This window comes from Sphingomonas sp. PL-96 (assembly GCF_020707215.1).
GTDB lineage: Bacteria > Pseudomonadota > Alphaproteobacteria > Sphingomonadales > Sphingomonadaceae > Sphingomonas.
Genome location: NZ_JAJFET010000015.1, coordinates 1 through 25,366, shown reverse-complemented (window position 1 = coordinate 25,366; position 25,366 = coordinate 1). Strand labels below are relative to the sequence as shown.

Sequence of the window (25,366 nt, the reverse complement as noted above, 5' to 3'; positions counted from 1 at the left end):
ACCGAGCCGCAGGCTCGGGCTGCTCCCATCGGCCGAAGAGCGCCGCCTCGCGTCGCAACCCACCCCCAGCCCCGCCCTTCCAGGGAGGGGAGGAGTCGATCATGACCAACCCCTTCGATCTCACGGGCCGCGTGGCCGTCGTCACCGGTGCCAACACCGGCATCGGCCAGGCGATCGCCCTCGCCCTTGCCGCCGCCGGCGCCGACATCGCCGCGGTCGGCCGCACGCCGGCCGAGGACACCGTCGCCAAGGCGCGCGCGCTCGGCCGTCGGGCGGAGATCGTTTCCGCCGATCTCTCCACCATCGAGCCGGTCGGCCGCGTGGTCGAGGAGACGGTGGCAAAGCTCGGCGGCCTCGACATTCTGGTCAACAACGCCGGCATCATCCGCCGCGCCGACGCGGTCGACTTCACCGAAGCGGATTGGGACGCGGTGGTCGATACCAACCTCAAGTCGGTATTCTTCCTCTGCCAGGCCGCCGGTCGCCACATGATCGCAAATGGCGGCGGCAAGATCATCAACATCGCTTCGATGCTGACCTTCCAGGGTGGCATCCGCGTACCGAGCTACACCGCGTCCAAGTCTGGCATCGGCGGCCTCACCAAGCTGCTCGCCAATGAATGGGCGACCAAAGGCGTCAACGTGAACGCGATCGCCCCCGGCTATATCGCCACCAACAACACCGCGGCACTGCAGGCCGACGAAGTTCGCAACAAGTCGATCGTCGACCGCATCCCCGCGGGCCGCTGGGGCGACCCGTCGGACCTCGGCGGCGCGGCCGTGTTCCTCGCGAGCCGGGCGGCGGATTATGTCCAGGGCCATATCCTGGCGGTTGACGGCGGGTGGCTGGCGCGCTGACGGCGTACTGCCACACCGTTCGTCTCGAATAGCCGTCGAGCTTGTCGAGGCGGCGTATCGAGGGATACGCGATAACGGCTTTCTCGATACGGGCTCTCGACTTCGCTCGATCCCCACTCGAAACAAAACGGAGACAGGGGAATGGGTCGTTTCGTAGCGTTCGGCGAGATCATGCTGCGGATGTCGCCGCCGGGGCGCGAGCTGCTGTTGCAGACGCCGCGGCTCGACGTGTGGGTGGCGGGTGCCGAGGCGAACGTCGTCACCCAGCTCGCCCGGCTCGATCACGACACCGCGATCGTCAGCGCGGTGCCGGCGAACGGCCTGGGCGACGCGGCGGTGACTGCGCTGCGCGGCCACGGCGTGGACACCCGGAGCATCCGCCGACTGCCGGGCCGCATGGGTTTCTACTTCGCGACTACCGGCGCCGGCTTCCGCCCGACCGACGTGCTGTATGACCGCGCCCATTCCGCCTTTGCCGACGCACCCGCCGATGCCTGGGACTGGGACACGTTGCTCGCCGGTGCCGATCGCTTCCACCTGTCGGGCATTACCCCGGCGCTTGGGCCGAACGGCACCGCCGCAGCGATCGCCGCGGTCGAGGCGGCGAGCCGGCTTGGCGTGCCGGTCTCGTTCGACGGAAATTATCGCGCGCGGCTGTGGGAGGCGTGGGACAGCGATCCGCGCGCCACGCTGACGACGTTGATCTCCCATGCCGACGTGCTGTTCGGCAACCATCGCGACGTGTCACTGCTGCTCGGCGAAACCTTTGGCGGCGGAGGCCCCAACCGGCGGCGCGAGGCGGCGGAGGCGGCGTTCGCGCACTTTCCGCGGCTTCAGGTCATCGCCTCGACTGCGCGCCATGCCGATGATGCCGACCGCAACCGCGTGTCGGCGCGCATCGACACGCGTGAGCGCGGGCATCAGACCGAGGAGGCGGTGATCACCGGCATCATCGACCGCATTGGCGCGGGCGATGCCTTTGCCAGCGGCATCCTGCACGGGCTGCGCCGCGGCCTGGATCTGGAGACGGTCGCACGCACCGGCCTCGCGCTGACCACGCTCAAGCATTCGCTGCCGGGCGACGCCAGCCTGTTTGCTCAGGGAGATATCGATGGCTTCTTCGAAGGCGGGTTCGACGTCCGGCGTTAGCCGGCGGTCGGTGGTTGCCGGCGGGCTTGCGCTCGCCGCCAGTGCGCCGGCCTTTGCCGCCGCCCCGGCCGGCACCGTGCGCGCGCCTGCCGGCGACTTCGTCGGCACGCGTGAGGGCGGCGTCCACGCCTTTCGCGGCATCCGCTACGGCCGCGCCGAGCGGTTTCGCGCGGCCGTGCCCGTCACCCAGCCCGGCACCCGCGTTCCCGCGCAGCGCTTCGGCCCGATCTGCCCGCAAAAGGCTGAAGGGGACGAGCCCCGATCCGAGGATTGCCTGTTCCTCAACATCTGGACCGCAGAGCCGCGCGCCGCCGCCAGAAAGCCGGTGATGCTCTACATCCATGGTGGCGCCTATTCGAACGGCAGCGTCACCGATCCCATGAACGACGGCCAGCGCCTGGCCGCGCGCGGGGACGTGGTGGTGGTGACCGTCAACCACCGGCTGAACGCGTTCGGCTATCTCTATCTCGCGCGGCTCGACCCGCGCTTTGCCGACAGCGGCAATCTGGGGCAGCTCGACCTGATCCTTGCTCTGCAGTGGGTGCGTGACAACATCGCTGCGTTCGGGGGCGATCCGAACTGCGTGATGGTGTTCGGCCAGTCGGGCGGCGGCGCCAAGATCGCTACCATGATGGCGATGCCCGCGGCCAAGGGCCTGTTCCACCGTGCGGCGACCATGAGCGGCCAGCAGGTCACGGCATCGGGCCCGCTCAACGCCACCGCGCGCGCGCGCGCCTATCTCCAGCGCCTGGGTGTCACCGACAGCAACCTCGAACCGCTGCTGACGATGCCCACCGAACGGCTCGTCGACGCGCTCGACGCGACCGATCCGATCCTGGGCGGCGGGGTCTATTTCGGCCCCGTGCTCGACATGAAGTGGCTCACCCGCCACCCCTTCTGGCCCGACGCGCATCCCCAGGGCCTCGCCATTCCCATGTTGCTCGGCAACACCCACGACGAGACGCGCGCCTTTCTCAGCCCCGACAGCCCAAGGGTTCAGGGCCTAACCTGGGACAATGTCGCGGATCGCATCGCGCCTGAGCTGCGCATCGACATCCTCCCTGAATGGGTGGTCGCGCAATATCGCCAACGCTTTCCCGACTGGACGCCCACCCAGGTCTTCTACGACGCCACCACCTGCGGGCGCAGCTGGCGCGGGCAGGTGATCGAGGCGGAGGAGCGCGCCAAGGCGGGAGCGCCGGGCTGGGTCTATCAGGTCGACTTCGGCTCGCGCACCGATCCGCGTCGGGGCGCCTTCCACACCATGGACATTCCGCTGGTGTTCGGCACGCTGGACGCGGCCGGATCGCAGACCGGCACTGCCGCGGATGCACGGGCTGCCTCGGCCGCGATGCAGGAGAGCTTCGTCGCCTTCACCAAGACCGGCGATCCGAATCACCATGGCCTGCCGAACTGGCCGCGCTACGAACTGGCCGGGCGCACCACCATGATCTTCGACGTGCGCAGTCGCGTCGAGGACGACCCCCGCCGCTGGCAGCGCGAGTTGTTCGCACGCGTCCCCTATATTCAGCCCGGCACCTGATTTCTTGTTGATCGAACCGGTTGTTGACAGCGTTCGCGATCGGCCGCATGTTTCTGACACCGGTTACTTAAAACAAAACAGAGCCGGCTGACGAAGCCCGCAAGGCGCGTCGGATCGAGAGGATGTCGGACCCGCGAGCGCTGCTGCTCGCCCTCCCGATCCCCGTGCGCCGTGCAGCGCGTCAGAAATCGTCGCCGTGCGCATGCGCCGGCCATGAGGGGAGAGATTTCGCATGACCATGTCCCGTCATCCGTGCCGCGGATCACTGCGGCTCGCTGGCGCCTCGTTCGGCGCGATGGCCGTTGCGCTGCTGATGCCGGCCGCCGCCCTGGCGCAGGCGGCCGAGGTTCCGGAAGCCGTCACGCCCGGCGATCCCACGCAGCAGGACCCGTCGCCCGCGCAGACCGCGATCGTGCCGGCCGAGAACAACGCCGCTGCCGATCCTTCCGCACAGGTCGTGCCGCAGGAGGAAACTGCTGCCGGCGACATCGTCGTCACGGGCTTTCGCCAGTCGCTGGGCGCTGCGATCGCGCTGAAGCGCAACACCGTGTCCTCGGTCGACGCGATCGTCGCGGAGGACATCGCCAAGTTCCCCGACCAGAACCTCGCCGAATCGCTGCAGCGCATCCCCGGCATTTCGATCCAGCGCGACGCCGGCGAGGGCCGCGCGATCACCGTGCGCGGGCTTGGCGCGCAGTTCACCCGCGTGCGCGTGAACGGGCTCGAGACGGTCGCCACTTCGACCGACGGCGCCAGCTCCAACCGCGACCGCGCGTTCGACTTCAACGTGTTCGCGTCCGAACTGTTCAACTCGATCGTGGTGCACAAGACTGCCGAGGCGTCGCTTGACGAAGGCTCGCTGGGCGCCGTGGTCGACCTCAACACCGGCAATCCGCTGGCCGGCAAATACGGCCTCACCTTTGTCGCTTCGGGCCAGGCCTCGTACAACGACCTGTCGGAGAACTGGGGTCCACGCCTCGCCGGCCTGCTGTCGTACAAGAACCCGGATGGCACCTTTGGTGTCGCGCTGTCGGCGGCGTACCAGAACACCAACAACTTCGAGCTCGGCAACAACACCGTGCGCTGGGCGCAGGGCGTGTTCGACTCGGTCGACGGCACTCCCTGCTTCACGCAGCCGAACCGCGGCGGCACCTATGTGGGCACGGCCGGCGGCGTCTGCGATCAGGTCGGGCTCGCCTTCCACCCGCGTATCCCGCGCTATGGCTCGGTGCGCCACGACCGCGAGCGCCTGGGCATCACCGGCAGCGTGCAGTGGGCGCCGACCGAGTCCACCAAGGTCTCGCTCGACGCGCTCTACTCGCGCTTCAAGGAAACGCGCGAGGAGAAGTGGGGCGAGGTGCTGCTGCGCTCCAACGAGCGGCAGATGAACGTCAGTGATTATACGATCGACGACAACAACAACCTGATTTCCGCCACCATCGACGACGCCTGGGTGCGCACCGAACATTATCTGCGCCAATCCCAGACCGAATTCTACCAGATCGGCGGCAGCTGGGATCAGGACGTTTCCGAGAACTTCCGCTTCACCGTGCTGGGCGGCTATTCCAGGTCGAACGCGACCATCCCGGTCGAGACCACCTTCGTGTTCGACGATCGCGATGCGCAGGGCTTCAGCTACGACTATAGCGACATGAAGCGCCCGGTGATCAGCTTCGGCACCAGCGTCACCGATCCGGCGAACTTCCAGCTGGCCGAGATCCGCGACCGCCCGTCCAAGACCGTCAACGATTTCCGCACCGCCCAACTGCGCACCGAATGGGACGTGACTGAGGGGCTGAAGATCAAGTCGGGCGCCATGTACCGCCGCTTCTCGTTCGACACTCAGGGGTTCTCGCGCGACGCGGTGGTCTGTCCCACCGCGGGCGGCACGGACGCGGTGCTCGGCACCATCACCTGCACCGCCAGCAGCAACATCGGCCCGACGGGCGTCTATGGCTTCCCCGCCGGCAATCTGGGGGAGATCTTCACGCTGGGTAGCGCGGGCCAGCCCGGCGGCACCACCACCGAGTTCCTGATCCCGAACATCGACGCGGCGGCGGACTTCACCGGCCTCTACGGCCGTACCGCCAGCGTCCTGGTCGGCGACACCCGCAGCGTGACCGAGGAGGTGACCGGCGGCTATGTCGAGTTCGACGTGGAGGGCGACCTGCTCGGCCTGCGCTACGCCGCCAACGCCGGCATGCGCTATGCACACACTGCGCAGAAATCGACCGGTCTGACCTCGGCATCGGCCGGGGGTGTCACCACCAACACCGAGGTGACCGTCGAGCGCAGCTATGACGACTGGCTGCCCGCGGTGAACGTCGCGCTGTTCCCGACAGAGGACATCGTCCTGCGCGGCGCCATTTCCAAGGTGATCACGCGTCCGTCGCTCGGAAGCCTGACCCCCGGCGGCTCGGTCGACGGGTTCAACTATCGCGTCAACTTCGGCAATCCGCAGCTCGATCCGTTCCGCGCGACCTCGTTCGACGTCTCGGCCGAATGGTATTTCGCACCGCAGTCGCTGTTCTCGGTCGCGCTGTTCAAGAAGAACATCGCCAGCTTCCCGGTTTCCGGCACCCGCAGCGGCACCTATGCCTCGACCGGCCTGCCGCTGGGCGTCATTCCGGCTAGCTCGCCGGCCGCGCAGAACCCGGAAGGGCAGCTGTGGCAGATCAGCGGCCCGGTGAACGGCGAGGGCGCGTCGCTGAAAGGCATGGAGATCGCGCTGCAGGCGAGCTTCACCTTCCTGCCGGGCTTCCTCAAGAACGTCGGCTTCCTTGCCAACGCCACCTTTGTCGATTCGAGCGCGAGTTATTCGCAGGGCGGACCAGCAACGACGATCGTGCTGCCTGGCGGCACGCTGGGCGCGCTGCCGAATACCACGCGCGACGCCACCCTCTATGGCCTGTCGAAGCGCGCCTACAACGGCACGCTCTATTATGAGGACAAGAAGTTCTCGGCACGCGCCTCGGTCAGCTACCGCAGCCCGTACATCGACGGTGCGTCTGCCACCGGCAATCTGTTCGAGGGCTATGACGAGACCGTCAATGTCGACGCCTCGATCCGCTACAAGATCACGCCAAGCTTCGAACTCTCGCTGGAGGGGACCAACCTCACCGACGAGTATCGCGACCGCTGGACCGACATCGACGCACAGCGCAACTATGAGTCCAACCACTTCGGGCGGACCTTCATGCTGGGCGGTCGCTTCAAGATGTAGGCCGAACGGGCGCCTCGCCCCCGCCGAATGCGGGGCGCCCTTTTCCCCTGAGGGATGCACGATGATCGATCGCCGACACACGCTTGCGGCGCTGGGATCGGTGGTGGCTACGGCTGCCGCAGGTGCTGCACGAGCCCAGGACCGCGCGCCTCCGCCACGCGGGACCGCGCCCGACCCGACCGAAGTGCTTGAGCTCTGGCCCGCCGGCGCCCCCGGTGCACCGGCAACCCTTCCTGTCGAGCGGATCGAGGAGCGCAGCAAGGATCCCGGCCGCTCGGACCGAGCCGTCACGGGCACTTCCCGCCCCCGCCTGGTCGTGTTCCGCCCCAGAAAGCCGAACGGATCGGCACTGCTGGTCGCGCCCGGCGGTGGCTATGTCCGCGTCGTACTCGACAAGGAGGGCTTCGAAATCGGCCGCTGGCTGGCAGAGCGAGGCTGGACGGTGTTCGTGCTCTTCTACCGCCTGCCGGGCGATGGCTGGGCCGCAGGACCCGACACTGCGTTGCAGGACAGCCAGCGGGCGATGCGGCTGATCCGCTCGCGCGCCACGGCCTATGGCATCCGCGCGGACCGCATCGCTGCAATGGGTTTCTCCGCCGGCGGCCATGTCTGCGGCGATCTCGCCACGCGCTATGATGCGCAGGTCTATGCACCGGTCGACGCGGCCGACCGGTTGAGCGCCCGTCCCGACCTTGCGGCGCCCATCTATGCGGTTCAATCGATGCGCCTGCCGGTTGCCCATGCCGGCTCGCGCACCCAGCTGCTGGGCGGCGCCCCGACACCTTCGCTCGAGGCTGCGCACACCGTCGCCAGCAACGTGCGCGCGACCACCCCGCCCTGTTTCCTGGTCCATGCCGAGGACGACGACGTCGTTCCCGTCGACAACAGCCTGTTGATGCGCGCCGCGCTCAAGCAGGCCGGCGTGTCCGTCGAGACGCATCTGTTTGCCGAAGGTGGGCACGGCTTCGGCCTGCGCGGCGCCGCCGGCAAGCCGGCCGCTGTCTGGCCCGAGCTGTTCGCGCGCTGGGCGCAGAGGCATGGCTTCGGCTGACACGCCGCTTCCCGGCGTTGCAGTTCCGGCAACGGACATCGCTTTCCCCCGAATTCCTGATTGGAGACTCCCTGGTGGCCACCCCGATGCAGCAGAACGTCGAACGCATCGCCGAAACCTTTGTGCAGGCCCGCCGCGCCGGCACGGCCGTCCTCGACTTTCCGGGCACCATTCCGGACGCGCTTGCCGAAGCCTATGCCGTCCAGGATCACGCGCTGGCACTCGACGGCCGACGCGTCTCCGGGTGGAAGGTCGGCAAGATCCACCCGCCGACCGAAGGGGAGAACCGCCTCGCCGGCCCGATCTTTGCCGACCAGATCGTAGTCGCGACCGAAGCACCGGTGGCGATGCCCGTCTTCGCCCGCGGCTTTGCGGCGGCCGAGGCCGAGTTCCTGCTGCGGATCGGCACCGCGCCCGATCCCGCCAAGCGCACCTATTCGATGGAGGAGGCGATCGACCTGCGCGACGCCGTCCATGTCGGCATCGAGATCGCCAGCTCGCCCTTTCCGGGCATCAACGACCATGGCGCCACCGTCACCATCTCCGACTTTGGCAACAACAACGGCCTGGTGATCGGCCCTGCGATCGAGAACTGGCGCACCGCCGGCATCGCCGACTGGCCGGTCGAGCTCACCATCGACGGCGCGCCCATCGGCGCCGCCACCGCCGCTTCCATGCTCGACGGCCCGTTCGGTGCCGCCCGCTTCCTGTTCGAACTGCTCGCGGCCCGCGGCATTGCGCTGCAGCCGGGCGACTGGATCTCGTCAGGGGCGGTCACCGGCGTTCACCAGGTCTCGGTCGGCGCCCGCGTGGACGTCCGCTTCGACAACCGTCTGACCGCCGCCTGCACCATCGTCGCCTGGTGACGGACCTGGGCCGCACCTGGACCGCGGTCCCCGCCGGGGTACAATCTGCCTGAAGGTTTCCGGCCTCTGCCCTGACCTGCCACTGTAAGACGACCGCCACCGGCAACCCAGACGGGGAATGCCCCGCAGTTCCGGCGGCTCGAGGAGAGAGAATGACCATCCCCCCAGTGTCCGTGCTGGCGCTCGCCGTCGCCCTCCTCGCGAGTCCGGCCGCCGCCCAGACCCAGACGCCCGCAGCCCCGGCCGCGCCCGCAGACCAGAGCCTGATCTTCCACGCCACGCTCGACACCGGCTTCACCGCCGAACGCGCGGCGGGCGACCCCGTCCCCAATTTCCGCAGCGGCATGAGCACCGTCGGCGATGGCGCGATCGGCGGCGCTGCCCGCTGGTCGGACGCGGGCTATGTCGCCTGGAAGGCCCCCGCCAACATGCGCGCCGAACGCGGCACCCTCGCCTTCTGGTGGCGCGCCCGCGATCCCTTGAACGACGTGCCCTTCGTGATTTTCCGGACCGGCTTTGCCGACCACACCAGCTGGGACATGGCGTTCCTGCGCATCGACTGGAATGGCCACGGCTTCGACGCCTTTGTCACCGACGCCAACCTCGCGCGGATCCGCGTGTCCTACACCATCCCGCAGATCCCCGATCCCAACGCCTGGCACCACCTCGCCTTTGCCTGGGACGAGACCGTGGGCGTGCGCCTCTATGTCGACGGGCGCGAGGTTGCCGCCAAGCGTCAGGTCGCCGACCTCGATTCCGGCCTCGACCAGTTCGGTCTCGCCGGCCGCGTGATCTCGCCCCACCAGGTGCAGAGCCGCTATAATTTCATGCGCGGGTCCGACGTCGACGACCTGCGCGTCTATGATCGCATGCTCGGTGCCACCGGCGTGAGCGCGCTCGCCGCGAAGCAGGAGCCCGCGGTCCCCCCGGCCGACGATGCCGCTGCCCGCCGCACGGCGTGGCTCCATCGCTATGGCTGGGACCGCGAGACACCGCCCGTCCTCGCCGACGCTGCAACCACCATCCGCAAGGTCGAGTTCGCCGACGCAAAGGACCTGAAGCAATGGATGTGGAAAGGCGTCGACGGCATCCCCGAGACAACCTGGCCCGGCGTCTACAACCGTTCGAAGCTCCCCGGCCGCGACGATTATTTCGAGCTGCCCGACTGGAACGTCTATGTCGAGGGCGGCAAGAGCTATGACCTGGCCGTCCCTGCCGGAGAGCGCTTCAACCGCGTCGCCATCCGCGGCGCCGCCTATGGCACGCTCGCCTATGCGCCCGAGGGCGGCGACTATGCGACCCTCGCCAAACGCCCCCACGGTGCCGTCCGCACCAGCGACAGCTTCGCCACCAAGGCGGGGGGGCGCCTGCGCTTCACCAATGTGATGCAGGAACAGCCGATCCAGGAGATCTGGGCCTATAATGTCGCCGCAGGAGCAGCGCCCAAGGGCCTGTTCAGCCTCGATTATGTCGTCGATGCCAAGGCGTCGTCGCAGCTTCCCGCCCTCGCCGCGCTCAACGCCTATGTAACCGGCCGCTATGCGCCCGACGAGCAGGCCACCGCTGTCGCCATGCCGGCAAGCGGCATCAAGACCGCAGTCGGCGCCGGCAGCTCGGCCGAGAGCGGTGCCGCCGTCCGCCGTCCGGACGCCCGTCCGATCGTCCACCTGCTGGTGCCCTCCAACTTCGGCGACGCCTTTCCCGACAAGCCGCTCGCGCGCGCCTGGGACTATGGCTGGCAGAACCTCCATGCCGGGCTCGACGGCATCGCCATCGACCTGCCGGCGATGAAGCTGAAGGGGGACGCAAAGGGCCTGATCCCGCTCAGCATCGTCGTCCACGATCCGATCTGGCCCGAACGCCAGATGATCGACGTCCAGGTCTCGGTCCGTCCCGGCGAGGCACGCACGCTGTGGCTGGACCTGCGCGACCGCGTCCTCACCAACGACAGCCTCTATCTGACGATCGCGTCCGCAGCCCCCGATTTCACCGCCGACGCGCTCAACGGCGCCAGGCTCCGCCTCGTCTTCAAGGACCGGGCAGAAGCGGCAAAGGAGCATGTCGCCGACCGCTTCAACCAAGTGAAGGACAATTGGGGCTTCCTGGTCGAGGAGCACACCGCCTCCAAGAACGCCGGCCTCTATCGCCGCCTGTTCGCCGACATTTCCGACCTGTTGCGCGTCGATCCCGATCATGCGGAGGCGCGCCGCTATTGGGCGGACATCAACTACCGCCCCGAAAACATGCCGGCCTTCACTCAGCCACAGCCGCCCGCCGGCGTGCCGCTCTGGGCGTTCCGCCAGCTTCAGGACCTGAAGCTCGCCCGCCAGTTCGTGAACTGGTGGATCGACGAGCGCCAGGTGCCCTATGGCGACTTCGGCGGCGGCATCTCCGACGACACGGACCTGACCCAGCAATGGCCGGGCCTCGCGCTGATGGGCGTAGACCCCGACAAGATCAACGCGTCGCTGCGCGCGCTGGACGAGGCTGTCTACAAGAACGGCATGATCGAGAACGGCCTGGGCGTCCTCACCACCGACGAGCTCCACGCCTATGAGGAAGGCCTGAACGCCGACGCCGAACGCCTCTACCTCAACTGGGGCGAGCCGCGGACGGTCGAGCGGATCATGGCGACCACCAAGGCGCTCGGCGGCATCATCACCCGCAACCCAGCGGGGCACCTCCACTTTTCGTCCAACTGGTACGGGGCCCGTAAGGTCTACCGCGAGGGGGCGTTCGAGTGGCAGAAGCCCTACAGCTTCACCGTCCTCCACGGCCCCATCCTGCTCGGCCTCTTCAATGCCAACCCGGCCGCCCGCGGCCTCGTTACCGGCGTGGTAGACGGCTTGATGGCGCACGGCACCCAGGGGCCGGACGGCAGCTGGAGCTATCCCAACGAGGTCAATTGGCGCACCGATGCCACCCGCGTCGGGGACGGCGGCGGCGCCACCACGCCGCTCCAATCCGCCTGGGCCGCGTGGCGCTTCACCGGCGACGCCAAATATCTCCGCCCGATCGAAGCCCGTCTCGCAAAGGCAGGCTTCGCCGCGCTCGCCGAGTTCAACGAAAACGCCTTTCAGGCGCTGCCGATGGGCGGCCAGCTCCTCGAAACCGCCCCGGCCAGGGCCGAGGCTTCATCCGATCCCTTCGCACTCTACGGCGCCTGGGCCGCGACCGGCGACCGCAACTGGCTCGAACGCCTCCATGCGGACGCGATCGCCGACAAGGCGCAGCACATGTATATGTACACGCAAGGCCATTGGTGGTCGGACCGCGTCGACCAACCCAACGAGATCCTCCAGCGCGAGCGCCTGGGCGGCATTGCCCTGCGCCGCAACCAGACCTGGCCCGGCAACACGGTCAGCTGGCGCTTCGACCAGCCCGAGGCCGCGACTGAGGTCGCGATCCTGGTCCCGAACCCAAAGCCGGACAGCTTCCGCGTCATCGCCTACAACACCACCAGCCAGCCCCAGCGCGCGACCATGACGGGGTGGATGGTGACCGCCGGGGCCTGGACGATGAAGGCCGCCACCAGCCAAGACGGCGGCACCACCCTCACCCCCGCCGAAACCCGCCAGCTCACCCTCGAACGCAGCGCCTCCACGGAAGTGACCTTCGCGCCCGGCACCACCACCGTGCTCGACTTCACCCTCGACCAGGCGAGCAGCCCGGTCGAGCAGCGCCCGGACCTTGGCATCGGCAGCGATGACGTGACCATGCAGGGCCGCCGCGTGTCGGTGACGGTCCACAGCCTCGGCTCGCAACCGGTGGCGGGCGGCACGGTGGCGCTGGTCGACAGCACCGGCCGCGAAGTCGCCCGCGCGGCGGTGCCGGCCCTCGCCGCGCCCACCGACCTCGCGCCGAAGACCGCCGCCGTGCGGCTCACCATCCCCGGTGGCGTCGATCCCGCCAGCCTCTCAGTCCGGCTCGCCCTTCCCGCGGACGCCCCGGAGGTGACGCGCCAGAACAACCAGGTCCCGCTCGCCGGGCTCGCCCGGCGATGAAGGCGACGCGGCGCGCCGTGCTCGCCGGGCTCGGCGTCCTTGCCACCCCGGCGCGCGCGCTCGGGGGCCAGGACGACCTCGGCGTGGCGCTGGACGCGGCCGAGAAGGACGGCGACCTCGCGCACCTCGCCGGCTTCGACGCCGGGGCGCTTCCCCCGGGCCAGCGCCTCGACCTGCTGACCGCCCGCGCCGGCCTCGCAATCGACGCACGCCTCACGGCCGCCACCGGCGCACAACGCTTCGCCCTCCTCCTTCAGCAGCGCAGCGGCACCAACGTCACGCCCGCGCACACCCGCCAGCGGCTGATGCGCGAACTCGACCACCTCGCCGCCCGCGCCGACCGCTTGTTCCGCAGCCTCGGCCGTACCCAGGGGTCGGTCGGCAACCGCTACCGCGCCCTCTTCGCCGACCCGCAGTGGAACTATCCCGACAGCGACGCCGGCCGAGACCGGGCCGTCGCCGACATGAACCGCGTGCTCGCCGCCGCCCGCGCGCGCATTCCCGTGCTGTTGGGGTCCGTCCCGCCCTTCTGCCTCGACGTCACCGCCCGCCGCCTCTCGCCCGCCGAGCTCGCCGCCGGCCGTGGCGGCTATCGCGAGCTGCCGACCCCGGGGAAGCCTGGCGCCTATGTCGTCGACCTGAAGGACGTCGCCCGCCGCCCCAGCTGGAGCCTGACCAGCGTCGTTCACCACGAGCTGCTTCCCGGCCATATGGCGCAGATGCCGATGGAGGTGCTTGCCCCTCCCCATCCGTTGCGCCTGCGGTACGCCCCCTCCTTCGGCGAGGCCTGGGGGATGTATGCCGAACAGCTCGCAGCGGCGGACGGCGTCTACCGCAACGACCCGCTCGGCGAGCTAGGCCACATCCACTGGCTGCTGTTCCGTGTCACCCGCGGCCTCGCCGACCTCGGCATCCACCTCGACGGATGGAGCGTCGACCAGGCGCGCGCCCAGCTCTCCGCCTGGCAGGGCGAGCCCGGCTATTTCGCGCCGTTCAAGGTCGATCTCCCCCGCATCGCCCGGGAACCCGCCACCCGCGCGGCAGAGGCCATGGCCTGGCTGGACCTTGCCGACACCGCCGCCCGCGTGGCCCCCGCCGAGCGCGTGCGCTTCCACCAGGCAATGCTCCGCCACGGCCGCATGCGCACCGAAGCCTATGGAGACTGGCGCCACCTCACCTGCCCCCCCACCGTGCTCCCGCGCAGGCGGGAGCCCAGGGTACCACACGCCCATCCGTAGAGCCGCCGCCGGCGGGGGACCGCCTACAGCGCCCGATACCGGAAGTCCCGGAACCGCGCCTCGCCCGTGCCGGCCGAATACAATCCCGGTCGCAGCATCAGGAACCCGCCCCGCACATTATGATGGTAGCCTGACACCTCCATGCCGCGGTCGAAGCGCTTCCACGTCCGCCCGTCGTCGCCGCTCAGGTGGATGGCGACGATATGCTCCTTGTTCGCGACCCTCATCCGCAGCCGCCGGCCATAGGGGTTCGCCGGCCGCCCGCGCTCGATGCCATATTGGTGGGTCACGAACCGCGTCTCGTCGAAGCCCAGCCCGCAATAGAGTCGGTCGTCGTAAAACAGCACCAACCCCGCCGTCCCGCCCGGCGCAATCTCGATCGAGCATTCGAACTGGTACGCCCGGTCGCCCGCGATCAACATCAGCGGAGAAGAATCACTCGGCGCCTTGCCGCTCGCCTTCAGCACCAGCGCGCCATTCTCCACCCGCGCCCGCGCCGGTTCGGTTGGCCCCGGGCGGAAGAAGTTCCACTTTGAGCCGATCTGCAGCGTGCGGAAGTCGTCGGAGAGCGCCTGTCCGTGCGGCAGCGCGGTACCGCCCCCGGGCTTGGCGATCGGCTGCGACAGGTCGCCGCCCTTCATCCGGAACCAGCCATCGGCGGTCCACTCGATCGGGTCGAGCAGCGCCTGGCGGCCCAACGTCCAAAAGCCGTTCTCATAGCCGTGATAGATCGACCACCAGCTCCCGTCCGGCGCCTCCACCAGGCTCGCATGCCCGCGCGACCACCAGCGCTCGGCGACGTCGGTTGTGCGCACCACCGGGTTGGCGGGATCATTCTCCCACGGCCCGTGCAGCGATCGCGATCGTGCTACGATCACCATATGTCCGGTCGGCGGCCCCGCCGTGCCGCCGACGGCAGTGATCTGGTAATACCAGCCCCCGTGCCGCACGATCTTGGGTCCCTCGGGCGAGAAGCCCTCGACGTCCCACTCGTCCGGATAGTGCCAGGGATCATAGACGTGCTCGACCTCGCCCACGGTCGACAGGCCGTCATCGGCCAGGCGGATGCGGTCGCCCCCCGATAGGAACAGCCAGCGCGATCCGTCCTCGGCCACGGCATGGCAGGGGTCGATATGGTCGTGCAGCCCCAGCGACACCGGATCGGACCAGGGCCCGTCGATATGGTCGGCCCAGATGACATGGATGTCGTTCGGCTCGGCCTTCACCGGGATGTAGAGGAAATAGCGGCCCTGGTGCTTTTCCAGGCTCACCGCCCAGACGGCGCCGATGTTGCGGGTCAACGCCGCCTTGCGCGGCTGCCAGTTTACCAGGTCGCGGCTGTGCCAGATCGTCAGCCCAGGATAGCTGTCGAAGCTGGAAAACGTCATGTAGTAATCGCGGCCGTCCTTCAGGATCGCCGGATCCGAACGGTCGCCCGCCAGCACCGGGTTCAGGAACCGCCCATCGCCCAGGTCGCCGATGCGCTGGTTGTCCAGCCCGCGCTTCCACTGCGTCGGCGGGGTCCCCGCACAGCCGCCGGACGCCGCTTGAGCCTGCGCGGGCGTGCCGCCCAGCATCGCCGCTGCGCCGCCGGCAAACGCCGTCCCCAGCGCGTCGCGCCTGCTCAACCCCATCGCCTTCTCCCCGGTCTTTGTCGGTGGGCGCACAGTCTCGCCCGCGCGTAGGGTTCAGATCCGCTCGGCGCGCGCGAGCTTGGGCGACAGCAGGTGGACGCACAGCAGCGCCAGGAAATAGGCGGAGCCCGCCACCGCGAACAGCGGCACATAGCTGCCGATGCTGTCGAGGACGTAGCCCGCATACTTCGCCATCAGCATGCCGCCGATCGCCCCCACCGTGCCGCCGATTCCGACCACCGATCCGACCGCCGCGCGCGGGAACAGGTCGGACGGGAGCGTATAGAGGTTGGCCGAGAACGCCTGGTGTGCCGCGGTCGCGAGACCGATCACGAGCACCGCCACCCACAGATTGTCGATCGACTGGGCAAAGAACACCGGCGTCACCGCGCAGGCGCAAATGAACATCGTCATCTTGCGCGCATAGTTGACGCTCTTGCCCGCGTTCATCAGCCGGCTCGACAGCCAGCCCCCCGCCACGCTGCCCAGGTCCGACAGCAGGTAGACGGCGACCAGCGGCGGCCCGAAGCTCAACAGGTCCAGGTCATAGCGCTGGCCCAGATAGCCCGGCAGCCAGAACAGGAAGAACCACCAGATCGGGTCGATGAAGAACTTACCCAGCGCATAGGCCCAGGTCTCGCGCACGCGGATCAGCCGCTTCCATGCGATCGGCTCGACCGGGTCGGCCGGATCCTGCTCGATCCAGGCCCGCTCCTCGCGCGTGACCTTGGGATGCTCGCTCGGGCGGCGGTACATGGCCAGCCACGCGACCAGCCACACCAGGCTCACCAGGCCCGTGACGACAAAGGCCGCGCGCCAGCCATAGGCAACGGTGATCACCGGCACCACCAGCGGCGTGATGATCGCCCCAACATTGGCGCCGGCGTTGAAGACACCGATCGCCAGCGCCCGCTCGCGTGCCGGGAACCACTCGGTCACCGCCTTGATGCTGGCGGGGAAGTTGCCGGACTCGCCCAGGCCCAGGCCGAACCGCGCGAGCGCGAACTGCGTCACCGAATAGGCGCCGCCATGGGCGATGTGGGCGACCTGCCAGATGACGAAAGCGATGGCATAGCCGAAGCGCGCGCCGATCACGTCCATGATCCGGCCGAAGCCCAGATAGCCGATGGCATAGGCCAGCTGGAAAAAGAAGATGACGTCGGCGAAGTCGGTTTCGCTCCAACCGAGGTCGGCCGACAGCGTCGGCTTGAGCACACCGATCATCTGCCGATCGATGTAGTTGATCACCGTCGCCGTGAAGAGGAGCGCGACGATCCCCCAACGATAGCGACCCGCGCGCGCAACCGCGCCGCCAACCGGATCAGCCCGTCCGTTCTCCATGCTTCGTCTCCGACATGCTCTCCTGTCGGGCGGCGGCTTCTATCGTGCCACTCACCCGCAATTCTCCAAACCGCGCCGCGACGCGCGCGCCGACTGCCACCTGGTGGACGCCGGTCACCGCGCCGGACGAGATCCATTGTCCCGGCTCCAGCGTCCGTCCGCGGGCGCCCAGGCTCTCGACGAGGAACGCGACCGCACCGAACGGACCGTCCAGCATCGTGCGCGCGCTTGCCGTGCCGACGCAATCGCCATCCACCTCGGTCGAGACCGTCCAGTCCTCAAAGGCGCGGCTGCACCAGTCGGGAACCGGTGCGCCGATCACCAGCGCATTGTGATTGCCGAAGTCGCTGATCGTGACCAGCGGCCCGTCGGTGTTGATCCCGGCATAGGGCGAGCTCGCGATCTCGAAGCCGACATGCACCGCATCGACCAGTTCGAGCGCTTCCTCCAACGACAGCCGCGTTGTGCCCGAGACCGGGGCCCGGCCGATCCGCAACAGATACTCCGCCTCGACAGCCGCGAAGCCGCCATCGATCACCGGCAGTGCTGCCGGGCTGTCGCCCGCGATCTGGATCTGGTCGGAAAAGATCGGCCCCGCGAGCCGCGGCACACCCAGTTGCTCCAGAAAAGGCGCGGGGACCCGGCCCACCTTCCATCCGGCGACGACGCCCCCGCGCAGCCCGATCGCATGATCCTGCACCGCATAGGCGCCGGCAAGGGAGGTCGGCGGCGTTCCCGGATAGCTGCTGAGCGGTGTGCCCGCGCGTCGTGCCTCCACAAAGGCCTGCGCGACTGCTGCTTCCCCGCTCATCGACAAACCACCCTTACGCCCACTCGTTTGTTTCGTTTCGCATGGCTATTGGAAACCGGTGTCAGGAGCAAGCCCGGTTTTCGCGCGCCGCCATTCCCCACGCCGCCGTATTCCCCACGCCGCAGCAGTTGTTCAAAGTGTTGCCGGCTAAGCGTTGCGTAAGTTTTCGCGGGCAAATGTCGCTGGCGACAATCCCTCCGGCCGCTATGCAGGGCGCATGAACAAGGCTTCCCAGCCCACCATCAACGATGTCGCGCGCTTGGCCGGTGTCTCCAAGAAGACGGTCAGCCGGGTCATCAACAACAGCGAGCTGCTGAACGGCGATACGCGCAAACGCGTCGAGCAGGTGATCGCCGAGCTCGGTTATACGCCCAACCCGCAGGCACGCGCGCTGGCGCTGCGGCGTAACTTCGTGATCGCGCTGATCCACGACAATCCCAATGCGCAGATGGTGCTGGGCGTCCAGCACGGCCTGTTGGAAGTGCTGCGCGACACCGAGTTCGAACTGCTGGTCCACCCGGTCGATCGCGGCGACCCGGAGATGCTGGGGGAGGTCCGCCGCTTCCTGGAGCGCCAACGCCCCTATGGCGTCATGCTGCTGCCGCCGATCTCAGAGAACGACCAGCTCGCCGGCCTGTGTGCGGAAATCGGCTGCCGCTATGTTCGCATGGGCTCCGCACCGTTCGACGTGCCGCAGCACATGGTCGCATCCAACGACCGCGAGACGGTGCGCCACGCGATCGCGCACCTGATCGAGGCGGGCCACCGCCAGATCTGCGTCATCGCGGGGCCGCGCGGCTTCCGCTCCGCGCTGGAACGTCAGTCGGGCTATGAGGAGGCGATGACGGCTGCGGGCCTGCCGTTCGACCGCACCTGGATCGCACCCGGCGACTATACGTTCGACTCCGGCATCCGCGCGACCGAGCGGCTGCTCGATCTGTCGCCGCGCCCGACCGCGATCTTTTCCTGCAACGACGAGATGGCCGCCGGCGCCATCCATGTCGCGCGGCAGCGCGGGCTGGAGATCCCGGCCGACCTGTCCGTCATCGGCTTCGACGACACCACCATCGCCTCCCATATCTGGCCCCCGCTCACCACCGTGCGCTGGCCGATCGTGACCATGGCGCGCGCCGCAGCGCTCAAGCTGATCGGCACCGGCCCGGGCGACCATGGCGACGAGCATGCGCTGTTCCTCTCCACCCTGATCCGCCGCGCCTCGGTCGCCGCGCCGTCGAGCTGAAAGCTATCTGATAAATTCGGTGGACAGCCGCTCGAACCATTTGCCATCCTCGCCTCGACACGCTTGCTCTTGCCGAGGCGCCTTGATGACGAAGCTTTCGCTGCACCCCGATCGCCTCTTCCCCGCCGATCCGACGATCCGGGCAATCGCACGGCGCCTCCATGAGCGGATCGCCGGCCTGCCGATCCTGTCGCCGCACGGCCATACCGACCCGGCCTGGTTCGACCGCAACGAAGCGTTCGGCGATCCCGCCAGCCTGCTGATCGTTCCCGACCACTACGTCTTTCGCATGCTCTACAGCCAGGGCGTGGCGCTGGAGGAACTGGGCGTGCCGCGGATCGATGGCGGCCCGACGGAGGCGGACCCGCGCACCATCTGGCGCCGCTTCGCCGCCCACTACCACCTGTTCCGCGGCACGCCGTCGCGCATGTGGCTCGACTGGGTGTTTGCCGAGATCTTCGGGCTCGACGAATTGCTGTCGGCCGACAACGCCGACAGCTATTACGACACCATCGATGCCGCGCTGAAGCAGGAAAGCTTTCGCCCGCGCGCCCTGTTCGAGCGCTTCAACATCGAGGCGATCGCCACCACCGAAGGGCCGCTCGACCCGCTCGACCACCATCGCGCGATCCGCGCGAGCGGGTGGCGGGGCAAGGTCCTCACCACCTACCGTCCCGACGCTGCGCTCGATCCCGAGTTCGAAGGCTTCCAGCACAATGTCGAGCGCCTGGGCGAGTTGGCGCGCGAGGACGTGTCGACCTGGAAGGGCTATCTGCGCGCGCACGCAAACCGCCGCGCCTATTTCCGCGAGGTCGGCGGCGCCACCGCGACTGACCATGGCCATCCCAGCGCCGCTACCGCCGACCTGTCGGAGGCGGAGGCCGAACGCCTCTACGCGCGCGTCCGCTCCGGCAGCTGCACGCCGGCGGAGGCCGAGCTGTTCCGCGCCCAGATGCTCACCGAAATGGCGCGGATGAGCATCGAGGATGGCATGACGCTGCAGATCCACCCCGGCGTTCACCGCAATCACAACGCCACCGTCATGCGCCAGTTCGGCCGCGACAAGGGCGCCGACATTCCGATGGCGACCGACTTCGTCGGTGCGCTCCATCCCCTGCTCAGCCGCTATGGCTCCGACCCGCGCCTCACCATCATCCTCTTCACCCTGGACGAGGACAGCTATGCGCGCGAACTGGCCCCGCTCGCGGGCCATTATCCGGCGCTGCGGCTCGGCCCGCCCTGGTGGTTCAACGACAGTCCCGAAGGCATGCGCCGCTTCCGCGAGCGCGTGACCGAGACCGCCGGCTTCTACAACACCGTCGGCTTCAATGACGACACTCGGGCCTTTCTGTCGATCCCCGCCCGCCACGACGTCGCACGGCGGATGGACTGCGCCTTCCTCGCCCGCCTCGTCGCCGAGCACCAGCTGCCCGAGGAGGAGGCGCACGAGGTCGCGAAGGCGCTGACCTATGACCTGGTGAAACAGGCATACAAGCTGTGAGCGCACGCCTGTCGAACGCAACGCTCGCCGCGCTGCCGTCCAAGGTTGCGCGCCCGGCCTATGATCGCAGCGCGGTCAAGCCGGGGGTCGTCCATCTCGGCATCGGCGCCTTCCACCGCGCGCACCAGGCGGCGGTGTTCGAGGCGGCGCTGGCCGCCGGCGACCTGCGCTGGGGCATCATCGGCGTGTCGCTGCGCTCGGCAAGCGTCCGCAACCAGCTGGTGCCGCAGGACGGGCTCTATACGCTGGTCGAGCGCGAGGGCGACCGCCGTCGCCTGCAGGTGATGGGCGCGGTGCAGACCGTGCTGGTCGCGCCCGAGAATCCGGGCGCGGTCGTTGCTGCGCTCGCCAGCCCCGACACCCATCTCGTCACGCTCACCATCACCGAAAAAGGCTATAAGCTCGATCCCGCCACCGGCCAGCTGATCGAGGCGGATGCCGACGTCGCCGCCGATCTCGCCAGCCTCGACGCGCCGCGCACCGCCCCGGGCTTCCTGGTCGCCGCCCTCGCCCGTCGCCGTGCCGCCGGCCTTGCCCCCTTCACCGCGATCAGCTGCGACAACCTGCCCCACAATGGCGCGCGGCTCGCCCAGGCGGTGCAGCGCATGGCGGCCGCGCACGACCCCGACCTCGCCGCCTGGATCGAGGCAGAGGGCGCCTTTCCCCAGACCATGGTCGATCGCATCGTCCCTGCCACCACCGATGCCGACGTTGCCGATCTCGCTGCGACCCTGGGCGTCGAGGACCAGGCGATGGTCAAGACCGAGCCCTTTACCCAATGGGTGATCGAGGACCGCTTCGCCGGCCCCCGCCCCGACTTCGCCGCGCTCGGCGTGCAGCTGACCGACGATGTCGCGCCCTGGGAAGAGGCCAAGCTGCGGCTGCTCAACGGCGCCCACTCCGGTATCGCCTATCTGGGGGGGCTGGCCGGCATCGACTTCGTGCACGAGGTGGTGGCGCTGCCCGAAGGCCGCCGCTTCGTCGAGCGGCTGTGGGACGAGGCGCAGGCGACGCTGTCCCCGCCTCCCGGCCTGGACGTTGCCGCTTATCGCGCCCAGCTGATGATCCGCTTCGCGAACCCGGCGCTCCAGCACCGCACCCGGCAGATCGCGATGGATGGGTCGCAGAAGCTCCCGCAGCGGCTGCTCGCAACCATCGCCGCCCGGCGCGCGATCGGCGCGCGTTGCCCCGCGCTCAAGCTCGCGGTCGCCGCCTGGATGCGCTGGCAGGCGGGCATGAACGACCACGGCGATGTCTTTGCGGTCGACGACCCGCTCGCCGCCCGCACCGCGGCCGCCGTGCAGAACGCCGACACCGCCGAGCACAAGGTCGCAGCGCTGCTCGCGATCGACGCGATCTTTCCGCCCGCGCTCGCGCAGGACACCGGGCTTGCGCAGATGCTCGCGGCCTGGCTCCACCGCCTCGAGGCGGAAGGCGCGCGCGCTACGCTGGCGCGGTTGTAGGAGGCGCCGCTTTCAGCTGGCCGCCGGGAAGCGGTTCGCGCGATCGCGCAGCTGCGCCGCTTCCGCCCGCATCCGCTCCAGCGCATCGTCTTGCGTTGCCTCCAGCAGATGCTCGATCACCCGCCCCAGGTGTCGGCGCATCGCCGCGCGCGCCGCCTCCGGATCGCCCGCCGCAATCGCCTCCAGGATCGCGCGGTGGTCCTCGATCCGCGGCTTCTCCCCTGCCCGCCGCGCCCGGTCGAGCACCGCCACGCACAGCGGCGAGCGATGCCGCACGTCCCACAGCGTCTCGACCGTCAGCACCATTGCGTCGTTGGCGGTCGCCCGTGCGATCTGGCGGTGGAAGTCGCGGTCGGCGAACTCGTCCGGGCTGTCGATCGCATTTTCGGCAATCATCCGCTCCAGAATGTCGCGCAGCGCCGCCACATCCTCGTCATTGCGGGTGATCGCCGCCAGTGCCGCGCATTCGCCCTCTACCAGACGCCGGGCCTCGATCAGCTCGAACGCGCCGATGTCGAGATCGGAGGGCTGGAGCCGCTCGGCGGCATTGGCCATGACATAGACGCCGGAGCCGCGCCGCGCCTCGACGAGGCCCAGGATCTCCATGCCGATCACCGCCTCGCGCACGGTCAGCCGGCTGACGGCGAACCGTTCAACCAGCTCGCGCTCTGTTGGCAAGCGGCCTCCGGCGGTGAAGCGGCCCCCGGCGATGTCCGCCTGAAGCGCGTCGATGATCGCCTGGTACAGCTTGCGCCCGCCGGTACGCGGCGCGCCAGGCGCCTGGCGGCCGTCGTCGCTCACACTGTGACCCCCTGCTTCCACAAGGCAATCTCGCGCTCGCCATTGCGCTCGGCGCGGGTCTCGGCTCCCGAAGCGGTCGCGATCACCAGCTCGAGCAGCCGCTCGGTCACCACGTCCGGCGCCTCCCCTTGCAGCAGCGGCCCGGCGTCGAAGTCGATCCACCCGGGCTTGCGCTCGGCAAGCTCGGTGTTGGACGCGATCTTGAGCGTGGGCGCGGGGAACCCCATCGGCGTGCCCCGCCCTGTCGTGAACAGGATCACGGTCGCCCCGGCTGCCGTCAGCGCCGTCGAGGACACCGCATCGTTGCCCGGCGCCTCCAGCAGCACCAGCCCCTTCTGCCGGACGCGCTCGCCATAGCGCAGCACGTCCACCACTGGCGCACGTCCTGCCTTCTGCACCGCGCCCAGCGACTTTTCATCCAGCGTGGTGATCCCGCCGGCCTTGTTGCCAGGCGACGGATTCTCATAGACCGGCTGCCCATGGGCGATAAAATAGCCCTTGAAGTCCTCCACCAGCTGGCAGATCTCGCCGAACACCGCCGCGTCCTTCGCGCGTGCCATCAGGATGCGTTCTGCGCCAAAGATCTCGGGAATCTCGGTCAGAACCGGGGTACCGCCAGCGTTCGCCACGGCATCGGCGACCCGCCCGACGAGTGGATTGGCCGACACGCCCGAAAACCCGTCCGACCCGCCGCACTTGAGCCCCAGCACCAGTTCCGACAATGGCACCGGCTCGCGCACGTCCTGTTCGGCGATCGCGACCAGTTCCTCGATCATCGCAAGGCCCGTCTCAACCTCGTCACTGACCATCTGGGTGGTGAAAGCACGCAGGCGATTGCGGTCGATGCCCGGTGCGGAGGCGAGCAGCGCGTCCATCTGGTTGTTCTCGCACCCCAGCCCGATCAGCAGGACGCCTCCGGCATTGGGATGCTGGGCCAGGCTGGCGAGCATCGTGCGCGTATGGTCGAGGTCGTCTCCCAGTTGCGAGCAACCATAGGGATGCGGAAAGGCGTGGATGCCGTCGACGCGGCCGGCGAAACGCTGTGCCGCGCGCTCAGCCAGGCGCCGGGCCGTCGCGCCAACGCAGCCGACCGTGCACAGGACCCAAATCTCGTTGCGCGTCCCGACCGAGCCGTTGGCGCGGCGATAGCCGGCAAAGCTGTACGGTGCCGCATGCACCTGCGCGGGCGACTTCGCTGGCGCATAGGCGTAGTGCTGCGCCTCCTCGAGCAGGGTCCGCACGTTGTGCGTATGGACGTGCGCCCCGGCAGCGATGTCGGTGGTCGCCCGACCAATCGGCCATCCGAACTTCACCACCTCCGCCCCCGCCTTGATCGGCCGAACGGCGAGCTTGTGCCCTTTGGCCACCGCTTCGCACAGCGGGACCGCGCCCGTGCCGAGCAGGACAGTCTCGCCCGCGGCTAGGTCGCGAAGCGCCGTGGCAACATCGTCGCGCGGGTCCACCTGAAGCGCGGAAGCGATAGTCTGCATGGAAGATCACCTGAGAGGAATTACTCAGATAACTTTCGCGGGCATGCCATGCAAGCGAGCCCGCCCTTGCAGCTGTTGCATGAATTTGGTCGATGGAGTTGCCGGTTTGAACCCTTCGTGGCATCCCGACGTGGAACAAGCTTCAACGGTGAAGGCGGGGCGTCGGATGAATGCAGTGGTGAGCCAGATCGGAGATCTGGCCGATGCCGGCGAGCGGATGATCGAGCGGTTGCGGCGCAAGGCGTTTCTGCCCGAAAGCCGCAAGGGTCTGAGCGTCCGCTTCGGCATCGCGGAAGCGGCGCAACTGCTCGGCTGCTCCACCAACCGCATCCGCATGGCCGAGGAAGACGGTCGCCTGCCGCCTCCGCCCGCTGCCGAGAACGGCCGTCGGCTAGGCTACACGGTCGAGGCGCTGCTGCACATGCGCGAGGTGCTGGGCGCCTCGCCCCGCCGTGCCCCGCTCGACGTGCCTGCGGTGATCGCGGTGCAGAACTTCAAGGGTGGGGTGGGCAAGTCGACCGTCACAACGCATCTGGCGCACTACTTCGCAGTGCAGGGATATCGCGTGCTGGTGGTCGACTGCGACAGCCAGGCAACCACCACCACGCTGTTCGGCTTTAATCCGCACTTCAACATCACGCGCGCGGAGACGCTCTATCCCTATCTCTCGATCGACCCGACCCAGGCGGATCTCGGCTATGCGGTAAAGCCCACCCCTTGGCCGAACGTCGACCTGATCCCGTCGAACCTGGAACTGTTCGACGTGGAATATGAGTTGGCGGCGGCCGGCAGCGATGGCGGTTCGGTGCTCGCCGCCCGGTTCCGCAAACTCAAGAAGGGTCTGGCGGACCTGGCACGCGACTATGACGTAGTGATCCTCGATCCCCCGCCGGCGCTGGGGACGATCAGCCTGGCTGTGATGCAGGCGGCGAATGCGCTGCTGGTCCCGCTTGCCGCCACCACACCGGATTTCTGCTCCACGGTCCAGTTCCTGTCGATGATGGATCAGGTGCTGGCGCAGCTCGACGAAGCGGGGATCGACGTCGACTACAGCTTCGTCCGGCTGATCTGCTCCAAGTTCGACGGCAACGATCCCAGCCATGCGATGGTGCGCGCGATCATGGAGCAGAGCTTCGGCCCGGCGTTGCTGCCGG

At 68.6% G+C, this 25,366-nt stretch carries 17 protein-coding genes; 12 read left to right on the top strand and 5 right to left on the bottom strand.

Annotated features, from left to right (window positions below):
* Nucleotides 1–101 precede the first annotated feature (101 nt).
* From kduD to LK533_RS17315, 8 genes are all read left to right on the top strand, one after another.
* Nucleotides 102–857 (top strand): 2-dehydro-3-deoxy-D-gluconate 5-dehydrogenase KduD, encoded by a 756-nt coding sequence (gene kduD / locus LK533_RS17350; protein WP_229364333.1) that lies wholly within the window; start codon nt 102–104, stop codon nt 855–857.
* Nucleotides 858–998: 141 nt separating this feature from the next.
* Nucleotides 999–2,006: a sugar kinase gene (locus tag LK533_RS17345; protein ID WP_229364332.1), complete on the top strand. Its 1,008-nt coding sequence runs from the start codon at nt 999–1,001 to the stop codon at nt 2,004–2,006.
* Nucleotides 1,969–3,549, top strand: coding sequence for a carboxylesterase/lipase family protein (locus LK533_RS17340; RefSeq protein ID WP_229364331.1), 1,581 nt, complete (start codon nt 1,969–1,971; stop codon nt 3,547–3,549). The genes LK533_RS17345 and LK533_RS17340 overlap by 38 nt, the downstream gene beginning before the upstream one ends.
* 238 nt (nt 3,550–3,787) lie before the next feature.
* Nucleotides 3,788–6,772: a TonB-dependent receptor gene (locus LK533_RS17335; RefSeq protein WP_420705884.1), complete on the top strand. Its 2,985-nt coding sequence runs from the start codon at nt 3,788–3,790 to the stop codon at nt 6,770–6,772.
* A 61-nt stretch (nt 6,773–6,833) separates the two neighbouring features.
* A complete protein-coding gene (locus tag LK533_RS17330; RefSeq protein WP_229364329.1) occupies nt 6,834–7,823 on the top strand; it encodes an alpha/beta hydrolase in 990 nt (329 codons plus the stop codon).
* An 86-nt stretch (nt 7,824–7,909) separates the two neighbouring features.
* Entirely contained in the window at nt 7,910–8,689 is a 780-nt protein-coding gene (locus tag LK533_RS17325; RefSeq protein ID WP_229364345.1) for a 2-keto-4-pentenoate hydratase, read from the top strand.
* 152 nt (nt 8,690–8,841) lie between these two features.
* Nucleotides 8,842–12,693 (top strand): LamG domain-containing protein, encoded by a 3,852-nt coding sequence (locus tag LK533_RS17320; RefSeq protein WP_229364328.1) that lies wholly within the window; start codon nt 8,842–8,844, stop codon nt 12,691–12,693.
* Nucleotides 12,690–13,931: a DUF885 family protein gene (locus tag LK533_RS17315; protein WP_229364326.1), complete on the top strand. Its 1,242-nt coding sequence runs from the start codon at nt 12,690–12,692 to the stop codon at nt 13,929–13,931. Before LK533_RS17320 ends, LK533_RS17315 begins: the two co-directional genes overlap by 4 nt.
* Before the next feature lie 23 nt (nt 13,932–13,954).
* On the opposite strand, the gene LK533_RS17310 is transcribed toward LK533_RS17315, so the two are convergent.
* From LK533_RS17310 to LK533_RS17300, 3 genes are read right to left on the bottom strand one after another with little or no spacing between them, the layout of a single operon-like run.
* On the bottom strand, nt 13,955–15,565 hold the full coding sequence (locus LK533_RS17310; RefSeq protein ID WP_229364325.1) for a family 43 glycosylhydrolase: 1,611 nt from the start codon (nt 15,563–15,565) through the stop codon (nt 13,955–13,957).
* A gap of 54 nt (nt 15,566–15,619) precedes the next feature.
* Nucleotides 15,620–16,906 carry an MFS transporter gene (locus LK533_RS17305; protein WP_229364324.1) on the bottom strand — a complete coding sequence of 429 codons (1,287 nt, stop codon included), beginning with the start codon at nt 16,904–16,906 and terminating at the stop codon, nt 15,620–15,622.
* Complete coding sequence (locus LK533_RS17300) at nt 16,887–17,717, bottom strand: 2-keto-4-pentenoate hydratase (protein ID WP_229364323.1); 831 nt, start codon at nt 17,715–17,717, stop codon at nt 16,887–16,889. Before LK533_RS17300 ends, LK533_RS17305 begins: the two co-directional genes overlap by 20 nt.
* Before the next feature lie 217 nt (nt 17,718–17,934).
* On the opposite strand from LK533_RS17300, the gene LK533_RS17295 reads away from it, so the two are divergent.
* The 3 genes from LK533_RS17295 to LK533_RS17285 all read left to right on the top strand — a co-directional run bounded on the left by LK533_RS17295 (nt 17,935) and on the right by LK533_RS17285 (nt 21,921).
* Nucleotides 17,935–18,957 (top strand): LacI family DNA-binding transcriptional regulator, encoded by a 1,023-nt coding sequence (locus LK533_RS17295; RefSeq protein ID WP_229364322.1) that lies wholly within the window; start codon nt 17,935–17,937, stop codon nt 18,955–18,957.
* A gap of 85 nt (nt 18,958–19,042) precedes the next feature.
* Nucleotides 19,043–20,458: a glucuronate isomerase gene (gene uxaC / locus LK533_RS17290; RefSeq protein WP_229364321.1), complete on the top strand. Its 1,416-nt coding sequence runs from the start codon at nt 19,043–19,045 to the stop codon at nt 20,456–20,458.
* Nucleotides 20,455–21,921: a mannitol dehydrogenase family protein gene (locus tag LK533_RS17285; protein ID WP_229364320.1), complete on the top strand. Its 1,467-nt coding sequence runs from the start codon at nt 20,455–20,457 to the stop codon at nt 21,919–21,921. Before uxaC ends, LK533_RS17285 begins: the two co-directional genes overlap by 4 nt.
* 12 nt (nt 21,922–21,933) lie before the next feature.
* Here the strand turns inward: LK533_RS17285 and LK533_RS17280 are convergent, their stop codons facing one another.
* Both LK533_RS17280 and LK533_RS17275 read right to left on the bottom strand, forming a co-directional pair.
* The gene (locus LK533_RS17280) at nt 21,934–22,722 is read right to left on the bottom strand and encodes a FadR/GntR family transcriptional regulator (RefSeq protein WP_229364319.1); all 789 of its coding nucleotides are present in this window, start codon (nt 22,720–22,722) and stop codon (nt 21,934–21,936) included.
* Nucleotides 22,719–24,212 carry a UxaA family hydrolase gene (locus LK533_RS17275; protein WP_229364318.1) on the bottom strand — a complete coding sequence of 498 codons (1,494 nt, stop codon included), beginning with the start codon at nt 24,210–24,212 and terminating at the stop codon, nt 22,719–22,721. The genes LK533_RS17280 and LK533_RS17275 overlap by 4 nt, the downstream gene beginning before the upstream one ends.
* 166 nt (nt 24,213–24,378) lie before the next feature.
* Here LK533_RS17275 and LK533_RS17270 point away from each other — a divergent pair.
* The coding region (locus LK533_RS17270; RefSeq protein WP_229364317.1) for an AAA family ATPase at nt 24,379–25,366 on the top strand (988 nt) is incomplete at its 3' end.